General features: G+C 72.1%; 15 protein-coding genes. 3 read left to right on the top strand and 12 right to left on the bottom strand.

Annotation, left to right across the window (positions count from 1 at the left end; genetic code table 11):
- Positions 1-112: 112 nt before the first annotated feature.
- A complete protein-coding gene (gene smpB / locus ABZ794_RS27745) occupies positions 113-604 on the bottom strand; it encodes an SsrA-binding protein SmpB (protein WP_210782286.1) in 492 nt (163 codons plus the stop codon).
- A gap of 43 nt (positions 605-647) precedes the next feature.
- Positions 648-2,885, bottom strand: coding sequence for a hypothetical protein (locus ABZ794_RS27740; RefSeq protein WP_357518294.1), 2,238 nt, complete (start codon positions 2,883-2,885; stop codon positions 648-650).
- A 151-nt stretch (positions 2,886-3,036) separates the two neighbouring features.
- Here ABZ794_RS27740 and ABZ794_RS27735 point away from each other — a divergent pair, with 151 nt between their 5' ends.
- Both ABZ794_RS27735 and ABZ794_RS27730 read left to right on the top strand, forming a co-directional pair.
- Positions 3,037-4,695, top strand: coding sequence for an FAD-dependent oxidoreductase (locus ABZ794_RS27735; RefSeq protein WP_238688762.1), 1,659 nt, complete (start codon positions 3,037-3,039; stop codon positions 4,693-4,695).
- Positions 4,696-4,796: 101 nt separating this feature from the next.
- Positions 4,797-6,230, top strand: coding sequence for an ATP-binding protein (locus tag ABZ794_RS27730; RefSeq protein ID WP_357518292.1), 1,434 nt, complete (start codon positions 4,797-4,799; stop codon positions 6,228-6,230).
- Between the two features lie 107 nt (positions 6,231-6,337).
- On the opposite strand, the gene ABZ794_RS27725 is transcribed toward ABZ794_RS27730, so the two are convergent.
- The 6 genes from ABZ794_RS27725 to ABZ794_RS27700 form a co-directional block, all read right to left on the bottom strand.
- Positions 6,338-6,853, bottom strand: coding sequence for an NUDIX domain-containing protein (locus ABZ794_RS27725; RefSeq protein WP_238688764.1), 516 nt, complete (start codon positions 6,851-6,853; stop codon positions 6,338-6,340).
- A gap of 110 nt (positions 6,854-6,963) precedes the next feature.
- A complete protein-coding gene (locus ABZ794_RS27720) occupies positions 6,964-7,605 on the bottom strand; it encodes an SRPBCC family protein (RefSeq protein WP_210782294.1) in 642 nt (213 codons plus the stop codon).
- Complete coding sequence (locus ABZ794_RS27715) at positions 7,605-7,970, bottom strand: metalloregulator ArsR/SmtB family transcription factor (protein WP_210782296.1); 366 nt, start codon at positions 7,968-7,970, stop codon at positions 7,605-7,607. Before ABZ794_RS27715 ends, ABZ794_RS27720 begins: the two co-directional genes overlap by 1 nt.
- A 28-nt stretch (positions 7,971-7,998) precedes the next feature.
- Complete coding sequence (locus ABZ794_RS27710) at positions 7,999-10,089, bottom strand: xanthine dehydrogenase family protein molybdopterin-binding subunit (RefSeq protein WP_357518289.1); 2,091 nt, start codon at positions 10,087-10,089, stop codon at positions 7,999-8,001.
- Positions 10,086-11,069 carry a xanthine dehydrogenase family protein subunit M gene (locus ABZ794_RS27705; protein ID WP_238688766.1) on the bottom strand — a complete coding sequence of 328 codons (984 nt, stop codon included), beginning with the start codon at positions 11,067-11,069 and terminating at the stop codon, positions 10,086-10,088. Before ABZ794_RS27705 ends, ABZ794_RS27710 begins: the two co-directional genes overlap by 4 nt.
- Positions 11,066-11,563 (bottom strand): 2Fe-2S iron-sulfur cluster-binding protein, encoded by a 498-nt coding sequence (locus tag ABZ794_RS27700; protein ID WP_210782386.1) that lies wholly within the window; start codon positions 11,561-11,563, stop codon positions 11,066-11,068. Before ABZ794_RS27700 ends, ABZ794_RS27705 begins: the two co-directional genes overlap by 4 nt.
- Positions 11,564-11,689: 126 nt before the next feature.
- Here ABZ794_RS27700 and ABZ794_RS27695 point away from each other — a divergent pair, with 126 nt between their 5' ends.
- On the top strand, positions 11,690-12,298 hold the full coding sequence (locus ABZ794_RS27695; RefSeq protein WP_238688767.1) for a nucleotidyltransferase family protein: 609 nt from the start codon (positions 11,690-11,692) through the stop codon (positions 12,296-12,298).
- Here the strand turns inward: ABZ794_RS27695 and ABZ794_RS27690 are convergent.
- From ABZ794_RS27690 to ABZ794_RS27675, 4 genes are all read right to left on the bottom strand, one after another.
- Complete coding sequence (locus tag ABZ794_RS27690; RefSeq protein WP_210782302.1) at positions 12,258-12,926, bottom strand: TMEM175 family protein; 669 nt, start codon at positions 12,924-12,926, stop codon at positions 12,258-12,260. The two genes, ABZ794_RS27695 and ABZ794_RS27690, sit on opposite strands and share 41 nt — an antisense overlap.
- A gap of 109 nt (positions 12,927-13,035) precedes the next feature.
- On the bottom strand, positions 13,036-14,412 hold the full coding sequence (locus ABZ794_RS27685) for a GH1 family beta-glucosidase (protein WP_238688768.1): 1,377 nt from the start codon (positions 14,410-14,412) through the stop codon (positions 13,036-13,038).
- Positions 14,413-14,441: 29 nt separating this feature from the next.
- On the bottom strand, positions 14,442-15,281 hold the full coding sequence (locus tag ABZ794_RS27680) for a carbohydrate ABC transporter permease (protein ID WP_210782306.1): 840 nt from the start codon (positions 15,279-15,281) through the stop codon (positions 14,442-14,444).
- Positions 15,274-16,266 carry a sugar ABC transporter permease gene (locus tag ABZ794_RS27675; protein ID WP_210782308.1) on the bottom strand — a complete coding sequence of 331 codons (993 nt, stop codon included), beginning with the start codon at positions 16,264-16,266 and terminating at the stop codon, positions 15,274-15,276. Before ABZ794_RS27675 ends, ABZ794_RS27680 begins: the two co-directional genes overlap by 8 nt.
- Positions 16,267-16,295: the final 29 nt, after the last annotated feature.

Raw genomic sequence — 16,295 nt, 5'->3', positions numbered from 1 at the left:
TGGGCAGCAACCGCGTGAACGAGGGGGTAGCAGGGCCAGCAGTTGCGTCTGACTTCTCGGTCTCACGACGCCTGCGGCTCCCTGGGGCGCGTGCGGACGACCCGTTGCGGCGTCAGGGCCGGCGGGGGTGGCCCTTGAGGTGCCGGCCCAGCTCGCGGGCGATCTCCCGGTTGGCGTCGCGCTCGGCCAGCGTCTGCCGCTTGTCGTAGGAGCGCTTGCCCTTGGCGAGGGCCAACTCGACCTTGGCGTAGCCGTTCTCGAAGTACATCGACAGCGGAACGAGGGTCACCCCGCCCTCGCGGACCTTGTCCAGGATCCGGTCGATCTCGGCGCGGTGCAGCAGCAGCTTGCGGTTGCGACGCGGGGCGTGGTTGGTCCACGTGCCGTAGGTGTACTCGGCGATGTGCAGGCCGTACAGCACGATCTCGCCGTCGCGCTCGTGCGCGAACGCGTCCACCAGCGAGGCCCGCCCCTCGCGCAGTGACTTGACCTCGGTGCCGACCAGCACGATGCCCGCCTCGTACGTGCGCAGCACCGTGTACTCGTGCCGGGCCTTCTTGTTCGAGGCGATCAACCGGCGGGCGGATGGCTTGGACGGGGTCACCAGGCGACGATATCCGGCCGCCGGAGTAGTCGTACCGGCCGGCTCAGTCGCGTGCCGGGCGCGCGCGGCGTAGTCGCGCGGTGAGGTCCCGTACCGCGTCCCCGAACGCCTCCTGCGACTCACACGGCCAGTGCCCGAGGATCGGTGGGGGAACGCTGTCGCTGGGTGCCGGCACCACGTCCTGCGGGTCGGTCAACCGCCGGTCCACAGTCGCCGGCGGACCGGTCAGCGTCTCGGCCTCCCCGGGACGGTGGGAGGCGAAGATCCAGCCGCCGATCGGGTCGGTGTCGCGCCACAGGTTGATCCAGCGCCAGCCGATCCGTTCGCCAATCTCCCGCAGCGCCGGCTCGTCGGCGTAGGCGGGGAACAGGCGGGAGTACAGGCGGCCCAGCGGCGACCCGTAGGTCAGCAGGGCTACCCGCTCGGTGATCCGGGTGGGCAGTTGCAGGACCGTGGCGGCGAGCAGCACCGAGCCGTGGCTGTGTCCGGCAAGCAGCACACCGTGCCCCTGTTCCACCAGGTAGGTGATCCGCTTGGCCAACTCCGGCACGGCCCGCTCGGCGTAGCAGGGCGGCGCGAACGGGTGCGCCGCGCGGGGCCAGAAGGTGCCCAGATCCCAGAGGACCCCCACGTACCGACGGAACTGCGCCGTCCGGTACGCGAAGATGCCGCCCACCACCAGGCCGAGCAGGATCGCGGCGATCACGTAGCTACCCGACCCGATCAGGAAGTTGACCATGTTTTCCGGCACTCCGACGTAGCGCTGCGCCACGTCGCCGGGTAGGAGCTGGAGCAGGCCGAGCACGCTGGTGGCCAGGCCGAGCGCCGCCAGGCCGGCGTACACCACGGAGAGCGGCTCCAACCGTTCGGTGAAGCGGGCCCGCGCCACCGCCTGCTCCACCCGCCGCAGCCGGTCCGCCGCCTGCGGCGGCGCGTCCGGGAAGTCGGCGGCCACGATCGCGCGCGCGGCCCGCCGCCGCCCGCGCCGGGTCAGCCTGGTGACCAGGCCGGCCACCAGCAGCGCGGTCACCACTGCCAGGAAAAACCCGAAGATCGCCCATTTGTACGCCAGGGGAGGGCTGGTCTCCAGGCCGTCCGCGGTCGTCCCCTCGCGGTCGAGCAGGTCCGCCACCCGGTAGACCAGCTCGGCCGAGAACGCCACGGCGAGGCCGGCCGAGATCGTGATGAAGACCGGCGCTCCCAACGCGCGGATGGGTGACCGGCTCTGCCCGCCGCCCCGTCGCCAGATCACCAGCGCGGCGAGCGCGATCACCAGCACCGTCTGGCTGACGAACAGCCAGGCCACGATCGCGCCGTAACCGGGCAGCGCACCGCCTTGCGGCCACGGTGCCGGGCTGATGACGACGTGCACGGCCACCAGCATCGTCAGGCCGCAGGCGATGATGCGCAGCCCGCGGAAGACGCCGTCCACCCGGGGCGACGGGTCGGTGCGGTCCATGCTCGGCACCACGGTGACCAGGATCAGACAGGCCAGCAGCGCCGCCCCGGTGGCCGTCAGCAGGGTCACCATCACCCACGAGCGGTGCTGGCTGGCCCGCGCGGCCAGCAGGCTGGCGCTCAGCGTGGTGAACGCCGCCGCGACGTGGACCGAGCGCAGCCGACCCACCAGCGGCTCGCCGTCCCATTGGCCGACGGCGCTCAACTGGTGTTTCGACGTCGGCGTCGACGGCGTCCGGAACGCGTCGAACGAATGGCCCGGGCGGGCGCCCAGCCACCAGACCAGCCCGATGGCGGCGACCGGCACGAGCGCCAGCACTCCCAGGCGCAGCCCGGGCGGGCGCCCACCGAGCCAGGACAGCCAGCTCCGGCCGGCCAGGCACGACGGGCTGTCCATGCAGCGCCACGCGACCAGGTCCAGCGCCACCCCGACGATGGAGAGCACGTAGAGCACGGTGAGGGTGAGGGCGAGCACCCGGCACAGCGCCATGAAGCCGCGCTTCGAGACGGTGTTCGCCGGGCGCATCCAGAGCGCCACGTTGCACAGCATGAACGGCAGCAGGAAGACCAGCGACAGCGTCCGCACGGCCGTGCCGGACGGCAGGTCACTCCAGCGGTACGCCTCCAGCGTCACCCCGTCCGTCCCGGTGGAGTCCGGATAGCCGGGGCGCGGTCGGTAGAAACCGCCGCTGCGGTCCCCGGCGACCTGGTGCACGTACGGCCGGTCCAACACCTGGTCCGCGCCCGCGCCGGAGACACCGTGCACCCGCAGCTCCACGATCCCGCCCGACGTCGTCGGTCCGGTCGGTGTCGCGTCCGCCATGGGCCCCCCGAGGTGTGCGCGGCAACCGGGAGGGTCGTCGATGTCCGGCCACCCGCGCGGCTTCCCGGCTTACCCGTCTGCCGGGCGGTCAACCGTGGGCCGGGCCTCGGCGATGGTGCAGTCGACCCTCGACAGGTGATTTCATGGCGCCATGGCGAACCCGGTGATCCTGACCGTCGACGACGACCCCGTGGTGTCCCGGGCGGTGGCCCGGGACATCCGGCGCCGCTACGGCGACCGCTACCGGGTGTTGCGGGCGTCCTCCGGGCCGGAGGCGCTGGACGCGCTACGCGAGGTCAAACTGCGCGGCGAACAGGTGGCGCTGCTGCTGGCCGACCACCGGATGCCGGAGATGACCGGTGTCGAGTTCCTGGAAGCGGCCATGGACATCTTCCCGGCGGCCCGCCGGGTGCTGCTCACCGCGTACGCGGACACCGACGCCGCGATCGAGGCCATCAACGTGGTCGACCTGGACCACTACCTGCTCAAGCCCTGGCACCCGCCGGAGGAGAAGCTGTACCCGGTGGTCGACGGGCTGCTGGAGGCGTGGGCGCTCACCCCGGACGCGGCCAGCGCGGAGATCCGGGTCGTCGGGCACCGCTGGTCGGCGCCGTCGTTCAAGGTCCGCGACTTCCTGGCCCGCAACCTGGTGCCGTACCGGTGGCTGCTGTCCGACGACCCGGAGGGCGTCCGGCTGCTCGACGCGGCCGGGGCCACCGAGGCGGACGTGCCGCTGGTGGTGACGCCGGAGGGCAAGGCGTTGGTCGCCCCGAGCGAGGCCGAGCTGGCCGCGCTGGCCGGGTTGACGGTGGTGCCGGCGTGTGACTTCTACGACCTGGTGGTGATCGGTGGCGGCCCCGCCGGTCTCGGTTCGGCCGTGTACGGCGCGTCGGAAGGGCTGCGCACCGTGCTCGTGGAGCGACGGGCGACCGGCGGTCAGGCCGGGCAGAGCAGCCGCATCGAGAACTACCTGGGCTTCCCGGACGGTGTCTCCGGCGCGCAGTTGACCGATCGGGCCCGGCGGCAGGCGGTCAAGTTCGGCGCCGAGCTGCTCAGCGCCCGGGAGGTGGTCGGTCTCAGCGAGGCCGGCGGTGCCCGACTGCTGCGCTTCGGCGACGGCACCGAGATCGCCGCGCACACGGTGGTGCTGGCCACCGGCGTGTCGTACCGGGTGCTCGACGCTCCTGGTTTGGCCGACTTCACCGGGCGGGGGGTGTTCTACGGCGCCGCCGCCACCGAGGCGCCGAGCTGCGTCGAGCAGGACGTCTACATCGTCGGCGGGGCCAACTCCGCCGGCCAGGCGGCGGTCCACTTCTCCCGGTACGCGTCGAGGGTGCACCTGCTCATCCGCGGTGCGGACCTGACCGCCTCCATGTCGCGTTACCTGATCGACCAGCTGGAACGGATCGACCGGATCACCGTGCACCCGCACACCGCAGTGGTCGGCGGGGCGGGGGAGGACCACCTGCAACGGCTCACCCTGTGCGACACCCGTACCGGGGAGGCCCGTTCGGTCGACACCTCCTGGCTGTTCATCTTCATCGGCGCGGAGCCCCGCACCGACTGGCTGGACGGGGTGCTGGTCCGCGACGACCGTGGTTTCATCGTGACCGGTCCGGATCTGCTCGCCGGGGGGCGGCGGCCGGCCGGCTGGTCGTTGTCGCGCGACCCGTACCACCTGGAGACCAGCGTGCCGGGCGTGTTCGCCGCCGGGGACGTGCGGGCCGAGTCGGTCAAGCGGGTCGCCTCGGCCGTCGGCGAGGGTGCGATGGCGGTGTCGCTGGTGCACCGCTACCTGGAGGCCCAGTGAGCCGGGTTTGCGAGCCCCGCAGTCGCGAGCGAAGGAGGCCCAGTGAGCGCGAGGAGTGAGCCGGGTTTGCGAGCCCCGCAGTCGCGAGCGAAGGAGGCCCAGTGACCACCGAGTCTGATCGGCTGACATCTGCGCAGTTGCGCACTCTGTTCCTGTTCGAGGCGCTCGACGACGGGCAGCTCGACTGGCTGGCCGAGCACGGCCGGGTCGAGCAGCGCGCCGGCGGCACCCTCGTGTACGGCGAGGGTGAGCCCGCTACCTGCTTCTTCGTGCTGGTGCGCGGGGCGGTGGCGTTGAGTCGCCTGGTGCGCGGCGACGACGTCGAGGTCAGCCGAACCGACCAGCGCGGGGTGTACGGCGGGGCCACTCAGGCGTACCTGGGTGACCAGGTCGAGCAGATCTACCGCAACAGCCTGCGGGCGGTGACCGACGCGGAGTTCTTCGTGCTGCCGGCGGAGGACTTCGCGTACGCCCTGCGGTCCTGGTTCCCGATGCCCATGCACCTGTTGGAGGGGCTGTTCTTCGGGATGCGGGACAGTCAGGCCATCGTCGGTGAGCGGGAGCGGTTGCTGGCCCTCGGTTCGCTCTCGGCGGGGTTGACCCACGAGCTGAACAATCCGGCCGCGGCGGCGGTGCGGGCCACGTCGGTTCTGCGGGACCGGGTCGCCGGGATGCGGCACAAGCTCGCCATGATCGCCGACGGGCGGCTCGACGGCAGCGCCCTGCATGGCCTGGTCGCCCTGCAGGAGGAGGCGGTCGCCCGGGTGGCCAGCGCGCCGAAGTTGACCCCGATGGCCACCGCCGACGCCGAGGACACCCTGACCGACTGGCTGCAGGACCATGGCGTCGGCGGGGCCTGGGACCTGGCGCCGATCCTGGTCGGCGGTGGGCTCGACGCGGCCTGGCTGGCGCAGGTCAAGGCCGCGGTCGGCGCCGCGGACCTGGAGGCGGCGGTGCGTTGGCTCACCTACACCGTCGACACCGAGCTGCTGATGCGCGAGATCGGCGACGCGGTCACCCGGATCTCCGGGCTCGTGGGCGCCGCCAAGCAGTACTCGCAGCTGGACCGCGCCCCGCACCGGGTGGTGGATGTGCACGACCTGCTCGACGCCACGCTGGTGATGTTCAAGGGCAAGATCCCCGCCGAGGTCAAGCTGGTCCGGGAGTACGACCGGGACCTCCCACCGGTGCCGGCGTACGCGGCCGAGCTGAACCAGGTGTGGACCAACCTGATCGACAACGCGTTGGGCGCGATGGGGGAGAAGGGTGTGCTGACCGTCCGCACGGGACGGGTCGGCGACCAGCTGACGGTGGAGATCACCGACACCGGGCCGGGTATCCCGCCGGAGGTGCGTCCGCGGATCTTCGAGCCGTTCTTCACCACCAAGCCGGTCGGCGCGGGCACCGGTCTGGGGCTGGACATCTCGTACCGGATCGTGGTGCACAAACACCACGGCGACATCCGGGTCGAGACCGAGCCGGGACGAACCACCTTCCGGGTCCTCCTACCGATCACCGAGGGCGCACCGGACTGAAGTTCCGCGCGTCCGCCGCGCCGATCTTGCAGTTTCGGTCGTCGATATGCGTGATAAGCCGCTTGTGTCGGGACAGTAAGTGCAAGATCGCGAGGGTGGGGCGCGGGTCAGACCTGGTGGGTGGGGGTGAGGAAATCGGCCAGTACCTGGGTGTGGGTGGAGAACGCCAGCTCGACCGGGTCGGTGAGCACCAGCCACTCGGTCGCCTCCTCGGTCGGCGCCGAGGGTGGCAGGTCCTCGGCCGCCCGCTCGGGCAGCACTCCGAAGACCATCATCGTGCCGCCCGCTGGCGCCCCGTGCACCGCGAACAGGCGGGCGTCCTCGGCCGCCGCGATCAGGCCGGTCTCCTCCCGCAGCTCCCGTACGAGTGCGTCGGACCACTCCTCGCCGTACTCGATGAAGCCGCCGGGCAGCGCGAGCAGGCCGCGGGCCGGTTCGATGTCCCGGCGGACCACCACCACTCCCAGCCCCTCGGCGGTGCGGACCGGCAGCACCGCGACCGCCACCGGCAGCGGGTTGCGCCAGATGGTCTCGCCGCAGACCGCGCAGACTCGCGGCCATCCGGCGGCCGGCGGGTAGGCGGCGCCGCAGTAGGAGCAGTGCGTGTACGGCGTGCCGGTCATGCCGCAGCACGTTACTCCGATCCGCGCTCAGCCCGCCGCGCCGCCGCCTCGTCCCGTGCCCAGCCCGTCGCGCCGCCGCAAGCCTCCCGCGCCGCCGCCTCGTCCCGCGCTCAGGCGGCCGGGTCGCCGGTGTAGAAGGCGGTGGTGCGTTCGGCGGCGGCCTTCGCCTCGTCGGCGTCGGTGCCGGCGGCGATGCTCGCTTCGCACCACAGCTGGCTGCTCAACTCGATGGCCCGTCGTCCCTCGGCGGAGGCGGTCCACTCGGCGCCCTGTTCCGGGGTGATCCCGCTGCCGTCGCCGGCCAGGTGCGAGGCGAGGCCGAGCAGCCCGAGGTCCCAGCCGACACCGACCGCGCCCGGCCCGAACTGGGCCCACCGGTCCTGGTCGACGTGCGCGATGTGGTCCAGGTCGAGGCGGGCCCGCTCGTCGCCGACCGGGGTGACCCGCACCTCGATCCAGCTCACCTCGCCGCCCATTTCCCAGGTGGCGGTGAAGCGGTGCGGCGGTTCGCAGCTCTCGACGGTGCCGTGGGCGTTGCCCTGGAGTTGGTACGTGCCGCCCAGCCGCAGGTCGCCGGAGATCGGCAGGAACCAGCGCGGGATGCGCTCGGCGCTGGTGCAGGCGTCCCACAGATCCTCGGCCGTCGCCTGGTAGGTCTGGCTGATCGTGGTGACCCGCGCCTCACCGGCTTCCAGGGTGCGGCTGCCGACCTTCCGCTGGACGGCGTTGATCTGCTCGGTGGCGTCGAACATCAGGTGTTCCTCTCATCGGGTGGGTCGGCGGGCCCGCGCAGCCGACGCTCGCGTCGGCCCCGGGCCAGCTCGGTGGCGAGTGCCGCCAGGGGTGGGGCCCAGAATCGGCGGAAGTGCTCCAGCCAGCCGTCGACCTCGCGCAGTGGGCGTGGGTCGACGGCGTAGAGCCGCCGGGTGCCCTCCGGCCGCACGGTGGCGAAGCCGTTGTCGCGCAGCACCTTGAGGTGCTGGGACACGGCGGGCTGGGAGATGCCGAACTCCTCGCGGATGACCGCGCTGACCGCGCCGGCGGTCTGCTCGCCACCGGCGAGCAGTTCCAGGATGCGGCGCCGGACCGGATCGCCCAGCACGTCGAAGGCGTGCACGACGACAGTTGTATCACTGACGGCTTATTTAAGCCAAGTCTGATATTCCGATGAGCTTGTCCAGCCGGATCGGTAGCTCCCGGATCCGTACGCCCGTCGCGTGGTGCACAGCGTTGGCGACCGCCGCGGCGGCGCCGACGATGCCGATCTCGCCGATGCCCTTCACCCCGGCCGGGTTCAACTCGTCGTCGCGCTCGTCCAGCCAGTACGCCTCGATGGACTCCACATCCGCGCAGCCGGTGATGTGGTAGGTGGCCAGGTCGTGGTTGACCCAGTCGCCGTACCGCTCGTCGAGCAGCCCCTCCTCGTGCAGCGCCATCGACAGCCCCATCGTCATGCCGCCGATGAGCTGGCTGCGCGCCGTCGTCGGGTTCACCACCCGCCCCGCCGCGAACACCCCGAGCATCCGGTTCAGCCGCACCTCGCCGGTGTCCGCGTCGACCCGCACCTCGACGAACTGCGCCCCGTACGCGTACCGGGGCAGCGCGGGCTGCCCTCCCACCTCCTCGGTGGTGTCCGCCTCGGCGGTGACCTCGCCGGTCGGCGGCCCGCCGTCGCGCAGCTTCTCGCGCAGCGCCTGCGCGGCCCGTATCACCGCCCAGCTCCAGCTGGCGGTCCCCATCGAGCCGCCGGCCAGCGCCGCCGTCGGCAGCGCGCTGTCCCCGATGCGGATCTCCACCCGCTCCGGCGGCACCCCGAGGGCATCGGCGGCCACCTGCCAGATCGCCGTCCGGGCGCCGGTGCCGATGTCGGTGGCGTTGATCTGGACCAGGAAGCTCCCGTCGGGCCGGGCGGTGGCCGTCGCCGTGGACGGCCGGGCCCGGGCCGGGTAGCTCGAACCGGCCACTCCGGTCCCGATCAGCCAGCGCCCGTCGCGTCGGGACCGGGGCGACGGGTCACGGCCGGCCCAGCCGAACCGCTGGGCGCCCTCGCGCAGGCAGGCCACCAGGTTGCGGCTGGTGAACGGGCGTCCCTGGTCGGGGTCGACAGCGGTGTCGTTGCGGATGCGCAGCTCGACCGGGTCCAGGCCGACGGCGATGGCCAGCTCGTCCACCGCGGACTCCAGGGCGTACGCGCCGGGGCACTCGCCGGGGGCACGCATCCAGAACGGCGTGGGCACGTCGAGGCGGACCAGCCGGTGCGTGGTGCGGCGGTGCGGTGCGGCGTACATGCTGCGGGTGTAGACGGCGGTCTGCTCGGCGAACTCCCGGATGGTGGAGGTCTGGCTGATCGCGTCGTGGCAGATGGCGGTGAGCCGGCCGTCGGTGTCGGCGGCGAGGCGGACCCGCTGGATGGTGGGGGTGCGGTAGCCGACCGGCCCGAACAGTTGCTGGCGGGTCAGCGCCAGTTTGACCGGGCGGTCCATGTGCCGGGCGGCGAGGGCGGCCAGCACCACCGACGCCTTGGCGTACCCCTTGCTGCCGAAGCCGCCGCCGACGTGCTCGGCGACGACGCGGATCGACTCCGGCGGCAGCTCGAACAGCTCGGCGAGGGTGGCGCGCACCGGCGTGGCGCCCTGGGTGGAGTCGTGCACCAGGAGCCGCCCGTCGTGCCACTGCGCCGTGGTGGCGTGCGGTTCCATCGGGTTGTTGTGGTACGCCGGCGTGCGGTAGGTGACGTCCACCCGCACCGGGGCGGCCGCGTACCCGGCGTCGAAGTCGCCCTCGGCGGTGTCCGTCGGATAGCTGGGGTTGACCTGGTCCGGCTTGTAGAGGCCGGGATGGTCGTCGGTGAGCACTGTGCTGTGCGGGCCGGTGTCGTAGTCGATGCGGACCAGTCGGGCGCCCTCGCGGGCCGCCTCCAGGCTGGTTGCCACCACCACGGCGACGTACTGCCCCCGGTAGTGCACAGTCGGCTCCTGCAACAGCCGCAGCTCCGGCTGCGGGCCGGGTGCCATCCGGGGCGCGTTGCCGTGGTGCACCACGGCCAGCACACCGGGCGACGCCAACGCCTCCGCCGTGTCGATCCGGGTGATCCGGCCCCGCACCACCGCCGACGGCACCGCCCAGCCATAGGTGACCCCGTCCACCGGGTACTCCACCGCGTACCGGGCCGCGCCGGTGACCTTCGCCGCGCCCTCCAGCCGGGGGTACGCCCGTCCGACCGCCCCGGTGCTCACGACGACGCCAGTTCGGTGAGCGCCCGCACGGTGATGGCCCGGGTCAGTGGCACCTTGAAGCCGTTGTGCCGCAACGGGCGCGCCTCGGCCAGCTCCGCGTCGGCGGCCCGTGCCGCCAGCTCCGGGCTGAACGGACGACCGCGCAGCTCCTCCTCGGCCCGGTACGCCCGCCACGGCCGGTGCGCCACCGCCCCGTACGCCAGCCGCACGTCGCGGACCACGTCCCCGTCGAGGTCCAGCACCGCGGCCACCGAGCCGGCGGCGAAGGCGAACGAGGCCCGGTCGCGCACCTTGAGGTACGTCGAGCGGCGCGCGGCCGGTAGGGGCGGTAGCCGCACGGCGGTGATCAGCGCGCCCCGGGCCAGGGTGGTCTCCCGTTCCGGGTGGGTGCCGGGGGAGCGGTAGAGGTCGGCGATCCGGACGTCACGGGGGCCGTCGGCGTCATGCACCTCCACCACTGTGTCGAGGGCGGCCAGCGCGACGGCCAGGTCGGACGGGTGGGTGGCCACGCACTGCTCGGACCAGTCCAGCACCGCCAGGTCGCGGTTCTGGCCGTGCAGAGCGGCGCAACCGCTGCCCGGCTCTCGTTTGTTGCACGCCTTGCCGGTGTCCTGGAAGTAGACGCAGCGGGTGCGCTGCAACAGGTTGCCGCCGGTGGTGGCCATGTTGCGCAGTTGTCCGGAGGCGGCGGCGAGCAGGGCGCGGGCCAGCACCGGGTAGTCGCGGCGTACCACCGGGTGGGCCGCCAGGTCGCTGTTGCGGACTGTCGCGCCGATCCGCAGCCCACCGTCGGGCAGCTCCTCGACGGTGTCGAGTGGAAGCCGGGTCACGTCCACCAGCACGTCGGGGCGTTGCACCCCGAGCTTCATGAGGTCCACCAGGTTGGTTCCGCCGCCGAGGTAGGCGGCCTGCGGTTCGGCCGCGAGCACCGCGACCGCCTCGGCCACGTCGGCGGGCCGGTGGTAGCGGAACGCCTTCACGAGGACGCCGCCGTCTGGCGCACGGCCGCGACGATGTGCGGGTACGCGGCGCAGCGGCACAGGTTGCCGGCCATCCGCTCGCGGATCTCCGCGTCGGTCAGCTTCGCGGGCGTGTTCAGGTCGCCGGTGACCGCGCTGGGCCAACCTCGGGAGACCTCGTCGAGCATGCCGCGGGCGGAGCAGAGCTGCCCGGGGGTGCAGTAGCCGCACTGGAAAGCGTCGTGCGCGATGAAGGCGGCCTGCAACGGGGACAGCTCGTCCGGGCCGGCCAGCCCTTCGACGGTCACCACCGACCGGCCGTCCACGGTGACCGCGAAGACCAGGCAGCTCTTCACCCGCCGGCCGTCGAGCAGCACCGTGCAGGAGCCGCACTGGCCGTGGTCGCAGCCCTTCTTCGCCCCGGTCAGGTCGAGGTGCTCGCGCAGCGCGTCGAGCAGGGTGGTGCGGTTGTCCAGGGTCACCTCGCGGGACGCGCCGTTGACCTCGACCGTCACCCGGGACGAGTGGCGCTCGTCGATCGTCGTCGCGTTCTCCGGTCCGCCCTGCACCGGCCCAGACTAGCTTTGTCGGTATATCTCAGGGCGAATAACGCAAAGCCCCTCGTGCGGGAGGTGACGACGGTGACCGCCGGACTGCTGCTCGCCGCCGGCGCCGGGCGGCGCTACGGCCGGCCGAAGGCGCTGGTCGAGCTGGACGGCGAGCCGTTTGTGCGGCGCGCGATCCGGCTGCTCGGCGACGGCGGCTGCGCACCCGTGCACGTGGTGCTCGGCGCGGGCGCCGACGAGATGCCCGACCTGCCCGGCGCGGTGCCGGTCCGGCACGATCGCTGGTCCGACGGGCTGGGCTCGTCGCTGCTGCGGGGCCTGGCCTCGCTGCCGGCCGACGTACCGGCCGCCGTCGTGGTCCTCGTCGACCAGCCGCTGCTCAGCCCGATCGCGGTGCGCCGGGTGCGCACGGCGTACGCCGACGGCGCGGTCGTAGCTGTCGCCACCTACGCCGGCAGGCGCGGGCACCCGATCCTGCTGGCTCGACGCACCTGGCCGCTGCTGAGCGGGTACGCCGTCGGCGACCGGGGCGCCCGCGACCTGATGCGCGACCGGCCGGACCTGGTGGTCGAGGTGCCCTGTGACGACGTCGGGTCCCCGGCCGACGTGGACACCCCGGCCGACCTGCTCCGGCTCCGTTCGCTCAGCGGCGGCTCAGCCAGCGGGGGAGCCCTTCGCTGGTGACCGCGTGATAGGTGATCATGACGATGACACCGATCAGTCCCAGCAGCGGGCTGACGAACCAGCCGAGCAGCCCGCTGAGCCCGTACAGGATCAGGCCGGTGACCGGTCGCAGCCGCTGCGTACGCACGTACTCGGGGTCGACCCGACGCTCCAGCAGCGCCGGGTGGCGGTGCAGGTAGCCGAAGAACACCAGCCAGGGGGCCGACATCAGGGCCGCGGCCAGCGCGTACAGGGCGACGGCCGCGCGTTGGTCGTCGGTGTCGCCGTGGGTGAACGCGGACGCCAGCACCGCTGTGGGAAAGGGGATGATCACCGCGCCGAAGAGCACACCGAGGTTGATCCAGCTCAGCGTGAGCGTGGTGCCACGGATCAGCCGCAGCAGCGCGTGGTGGTTGAGCCAGAGCACCCCGATGTAGACGAAGGACACCACGAAGGCCAGATAGGAGGCGCCCTCGCCGAGCAGGCCGGTGAGCAGTTCGCCCTCGTGGTATTCGGGCACCCGCAGCTCGATGACCAGCAGCGTGATGACGATGGCGAAGACGCCGTCGCTGAAGGCCGTCATCCGGTCGGTGGCGGACACTCGCCCCTTGGGATCGGCCTGCTCGACCTCGTCGGGTGCTGCGGACATTGCCGCAGGCTAGCCACTCGGCAGCGCGGTTGGTGGCGGTTTCATCCGATCCGGACGGGAACGGCCGCCCGAGGTTGACACCCCGGGCGGCCGCTCGCACCGCCCCCGTTCAGGCCACCGGCGTCGCGGTGCCGGTGGTGCGGGCGAGCCGCTGGTGGGCACGGATCAGCTCGGCGTAGCGCAGACCGCTCGCCTTCACCGTCCGGCGCTGGGTGGTGTAGTCCACGTGCACCAGCCCGAAACGCTTGTCGTAGCCGTACGCCCACTCGAAGTTGTCCAGCAGTGACCAGACGAAGTAGCCGTCCAGGGGAACCCCTCGGGCCACCGCCGACGCGCACGCGGCCAGGTGCTGCTCCAGGTGGTCGGTGCGTTCCTTGTCCTCCACCGTGCCGTCCGGGGTGACCTCGTCCGGCCACGCCGAGCCACTCTCGGTGACGATGATCCGTCCCGGCCGGTACTCCTCGTGCACGTCGACGAGCAGCCGCTCCAGGCCCGCCGGGTACATCTCCCAGCCCATCGCGGTCTCCACCGAGCCGGGCACCGGCACCTGCCGGGTGTACGGGGCCGCGCCGGTCGGGTCGTCGACCACCAGCTGACGGAAGTAGTAGTTCACCCCGAGGAAGTCCGTCGGCGTGGCGATCACCGCCAGGTCGTCGCCGCGTACCGGCGGCTCGACCCCGTAGGTGGCAATCATGTCGGCCGGGTAGCCGCGCCCGTGGATCGGGTCCAGCCACCACCTGTTGACGTGCCCGTCGGCCCGGCGGGCCGCCGCGACGTCCTCGGGTCGGTCGGTCGCCGCCTCGATCGGGCTGAGGTTGACCACCAGGCCCACCGAGGCCGGCCGGGCGGCGTTGGCGCGGATCGCCTGGGTGGCCAGGCCGTGCCCGAGCAGCACGTGGTGCGAGGCGTGCACCGCCCGGGTGAGGTCCCGCTCGCCGGGGGCCATGGTGCCCTCCAGGTGCCCGATCCAGCACACGCAGAGCGGCTCGTTGACAGTGCACCAGTCGGCGACCCGGTCACCGAGGCGGGCGGCCACCACCGCCGCGTAGTCGGCGAACGCCTCGGCGGTGCTGCGCTCCGGCCAACCACCCCGGTCCTGAAGGACCTGCGGCAGGTCCCAGTGGTAGAGCGTGACGAACGGTCGGATCCCGTCGGTGAGCAACGTGTCGACGAGCCGATCGTAGAAGTCCAGCCCGGCGGCGTTGACCCGCCCGACGCCGTCGGGCATGACGCGGGGCCAGGCCACCGAGAAACGGTACGCGTCCACGCCGAGTCGGCGCGCCAGCGCCAGGTCCTCCGGCCACCGGTGGTAGTGGTCGCACGCCACCGCGCCGGTGTCGCCGTTGTCGACAGCGCCGGGGGTCGCCGAGAAGGTGTCCCAGATGGACGGCGCCCGGCCGTCGACGTCGACGGCCCCCTCGATCTGGTACGCCGCCGTGGCGACACCCCAGAGGAAGTCGGGTGGCAGCTTGGACAGGTCGGGCACGGGTCGGTTCTCCTCTGGGGTTGGATGACTCACTTGACCGCGCCGGCGGTGAGGCCGGCGACGAAGTAGCGCTGCAGGGCCAGGAACCCGACGACGACCGGGATGCTGACCACCAGCGAGGCGGCCATGATCTGGTTCCAGTAGACGTTGAACTGGGTGGAGTAGCCCTGCAGGCCGACGGCCAGGGTGCGGCTGCCCTCGTCGGTCATCACCGAGGCGAAGAGCACCTCACCCCACGCGGTCATGAACGCGTACACGGTGACCGCGACGACGCCGGGCACGGCGGCCGGCAGGATGACCTGGAACAGGGTGCGCAGCGGCCCTGCGCCGTCGACCTGCGCCGCCTCGTCCAGACCTCGGGGGATCGAGTCGAAGTAGCCGACCAGCATCCAGATCGAGAACGGCAGCGAGAAGGTCAGGTACGTGATGACCAGGCCGGTGCGGCTGGCGTACAGCTCGATGCCGGTGGCGTTGCCCAGGTTGACGTAGATGAGGAACAGCGGCAGCAGGAACAGGATGCCGGGGAACATCTGCGTGGACAGCACCGTCACCGAGAAGACGCCCCGACCGCGGAACCGGTACCGGCTGACCGCGAACGCGGCGAAGATCGCCACCGCCACCGAGCAGATCGCCGCGATGCTGGACACCACCAGGCTGTTCACCAGGTACCGGGCCAGCGGCACGGTGCTCCACATGTCGATGAACGGTTGCAGGGTGGGCCGGCTGGGCCACCAGGTGAAGCCGTTCTGCACGTCCTGCAACGGCTTCGCCGCCGAGGTGACCATGACGTAGAGCGGGATGACGACGAAGAGGGTGAGCAGGGTCAGCACGATGCGCCGGCCCCAGCGTTCACCGGCGGTCTCACGCATGATCGTCCCTCCGACGGTTGGTGATCAGCAGGTACGCGGCCGAGACGACCAGCAGGAACAGCAGCAGCGCCACCGACATCGCCGACCCGGAGCCGAAGTCCCAGGTCTTGAAGGAGCTGCGGTAGATGTGGATGGAGATCAGGTCGGCCTGCTCCGGCGCGGAACCGCCGAACAGCACGAACGGGGTGTTGAAGTCGTTGAACGTCCACAGGAACAGCACCAGCAGCAGCACCAGGTTGACCGGCCGCAACATCGGCAGGGTGACCGAGCGCAGCCGGCGCCAGAACCCGGCGCCGTCGATGGCGGCGGCCTCGTACAGCTCACCGGGCACGTTCTGCAGCCCGGCCATCAGGCACAGGAACGCGAACGGCCAGTTGCGCCAGACCGACACCACCAGCAGCGACCAGAAGCTGTTGTCGCCGATCAGCCAGAACGGCCGTTCGTTCATCAGCCCGAGCTGGTCCACGAGCACGTGGTTGACCAGGCCGGTGTCGCGTTGCAGCAGGAAGCTCCAGGTGATCACGGCGGCGTATACCGGCAGCGCGTACGGGGTGAGGAACAGCGCCCGCAGGATCGCCCGTCCACGGAACGGCCGTTGCAGGACGACCGCCGCCGAGATGCCGAGCAGCCAGGCGAACCCGACCGAGAGCAGGCTGTAGGCCAGGGTGATCCAGAACGAGTGCAGCAGTTCCTTGCCGGCGGCGCTGTTCAGGTCGAGCGTCGCCCGGTAGTTCTCCAGCCCGATGAAGGGCGCGGTGGACCAGTCGCGGATGTGGAACTGGGTCAGCTCCAGCAGGCTCATCCAAACCCCGACAACCATCGGGATCACGTGGATGGCGAGTTCCAGCACGACGGCCGGTGCGAGCAGCAGGTACGGCAGGAGCGAGCGGCGGGGGCCGCGGGGCCGGCGGGCCGGCTCCCGGGCCGGCGACCCGGCCCGGGGTTCGCGCTGGTCGGCGTCCGGCGCGGTGGTGCTGGTTGCCATCGGGGTCCTCTCGGAGGCGGTGGCCGTGG

The sequence above is a fragment of the Micromonospora sp. NPDC047187 genome, assembly GCF_040643355.1.
Lineage (GTDB): Bacteria > Actinomycetota > Actinomycetes > Mycobacteriales > Micromonosporaceae > Micromonospora > Micromonospora salmantinae.
This window is presented reverse-complemented; position numbering and strand designations above follow the sequence as displayed.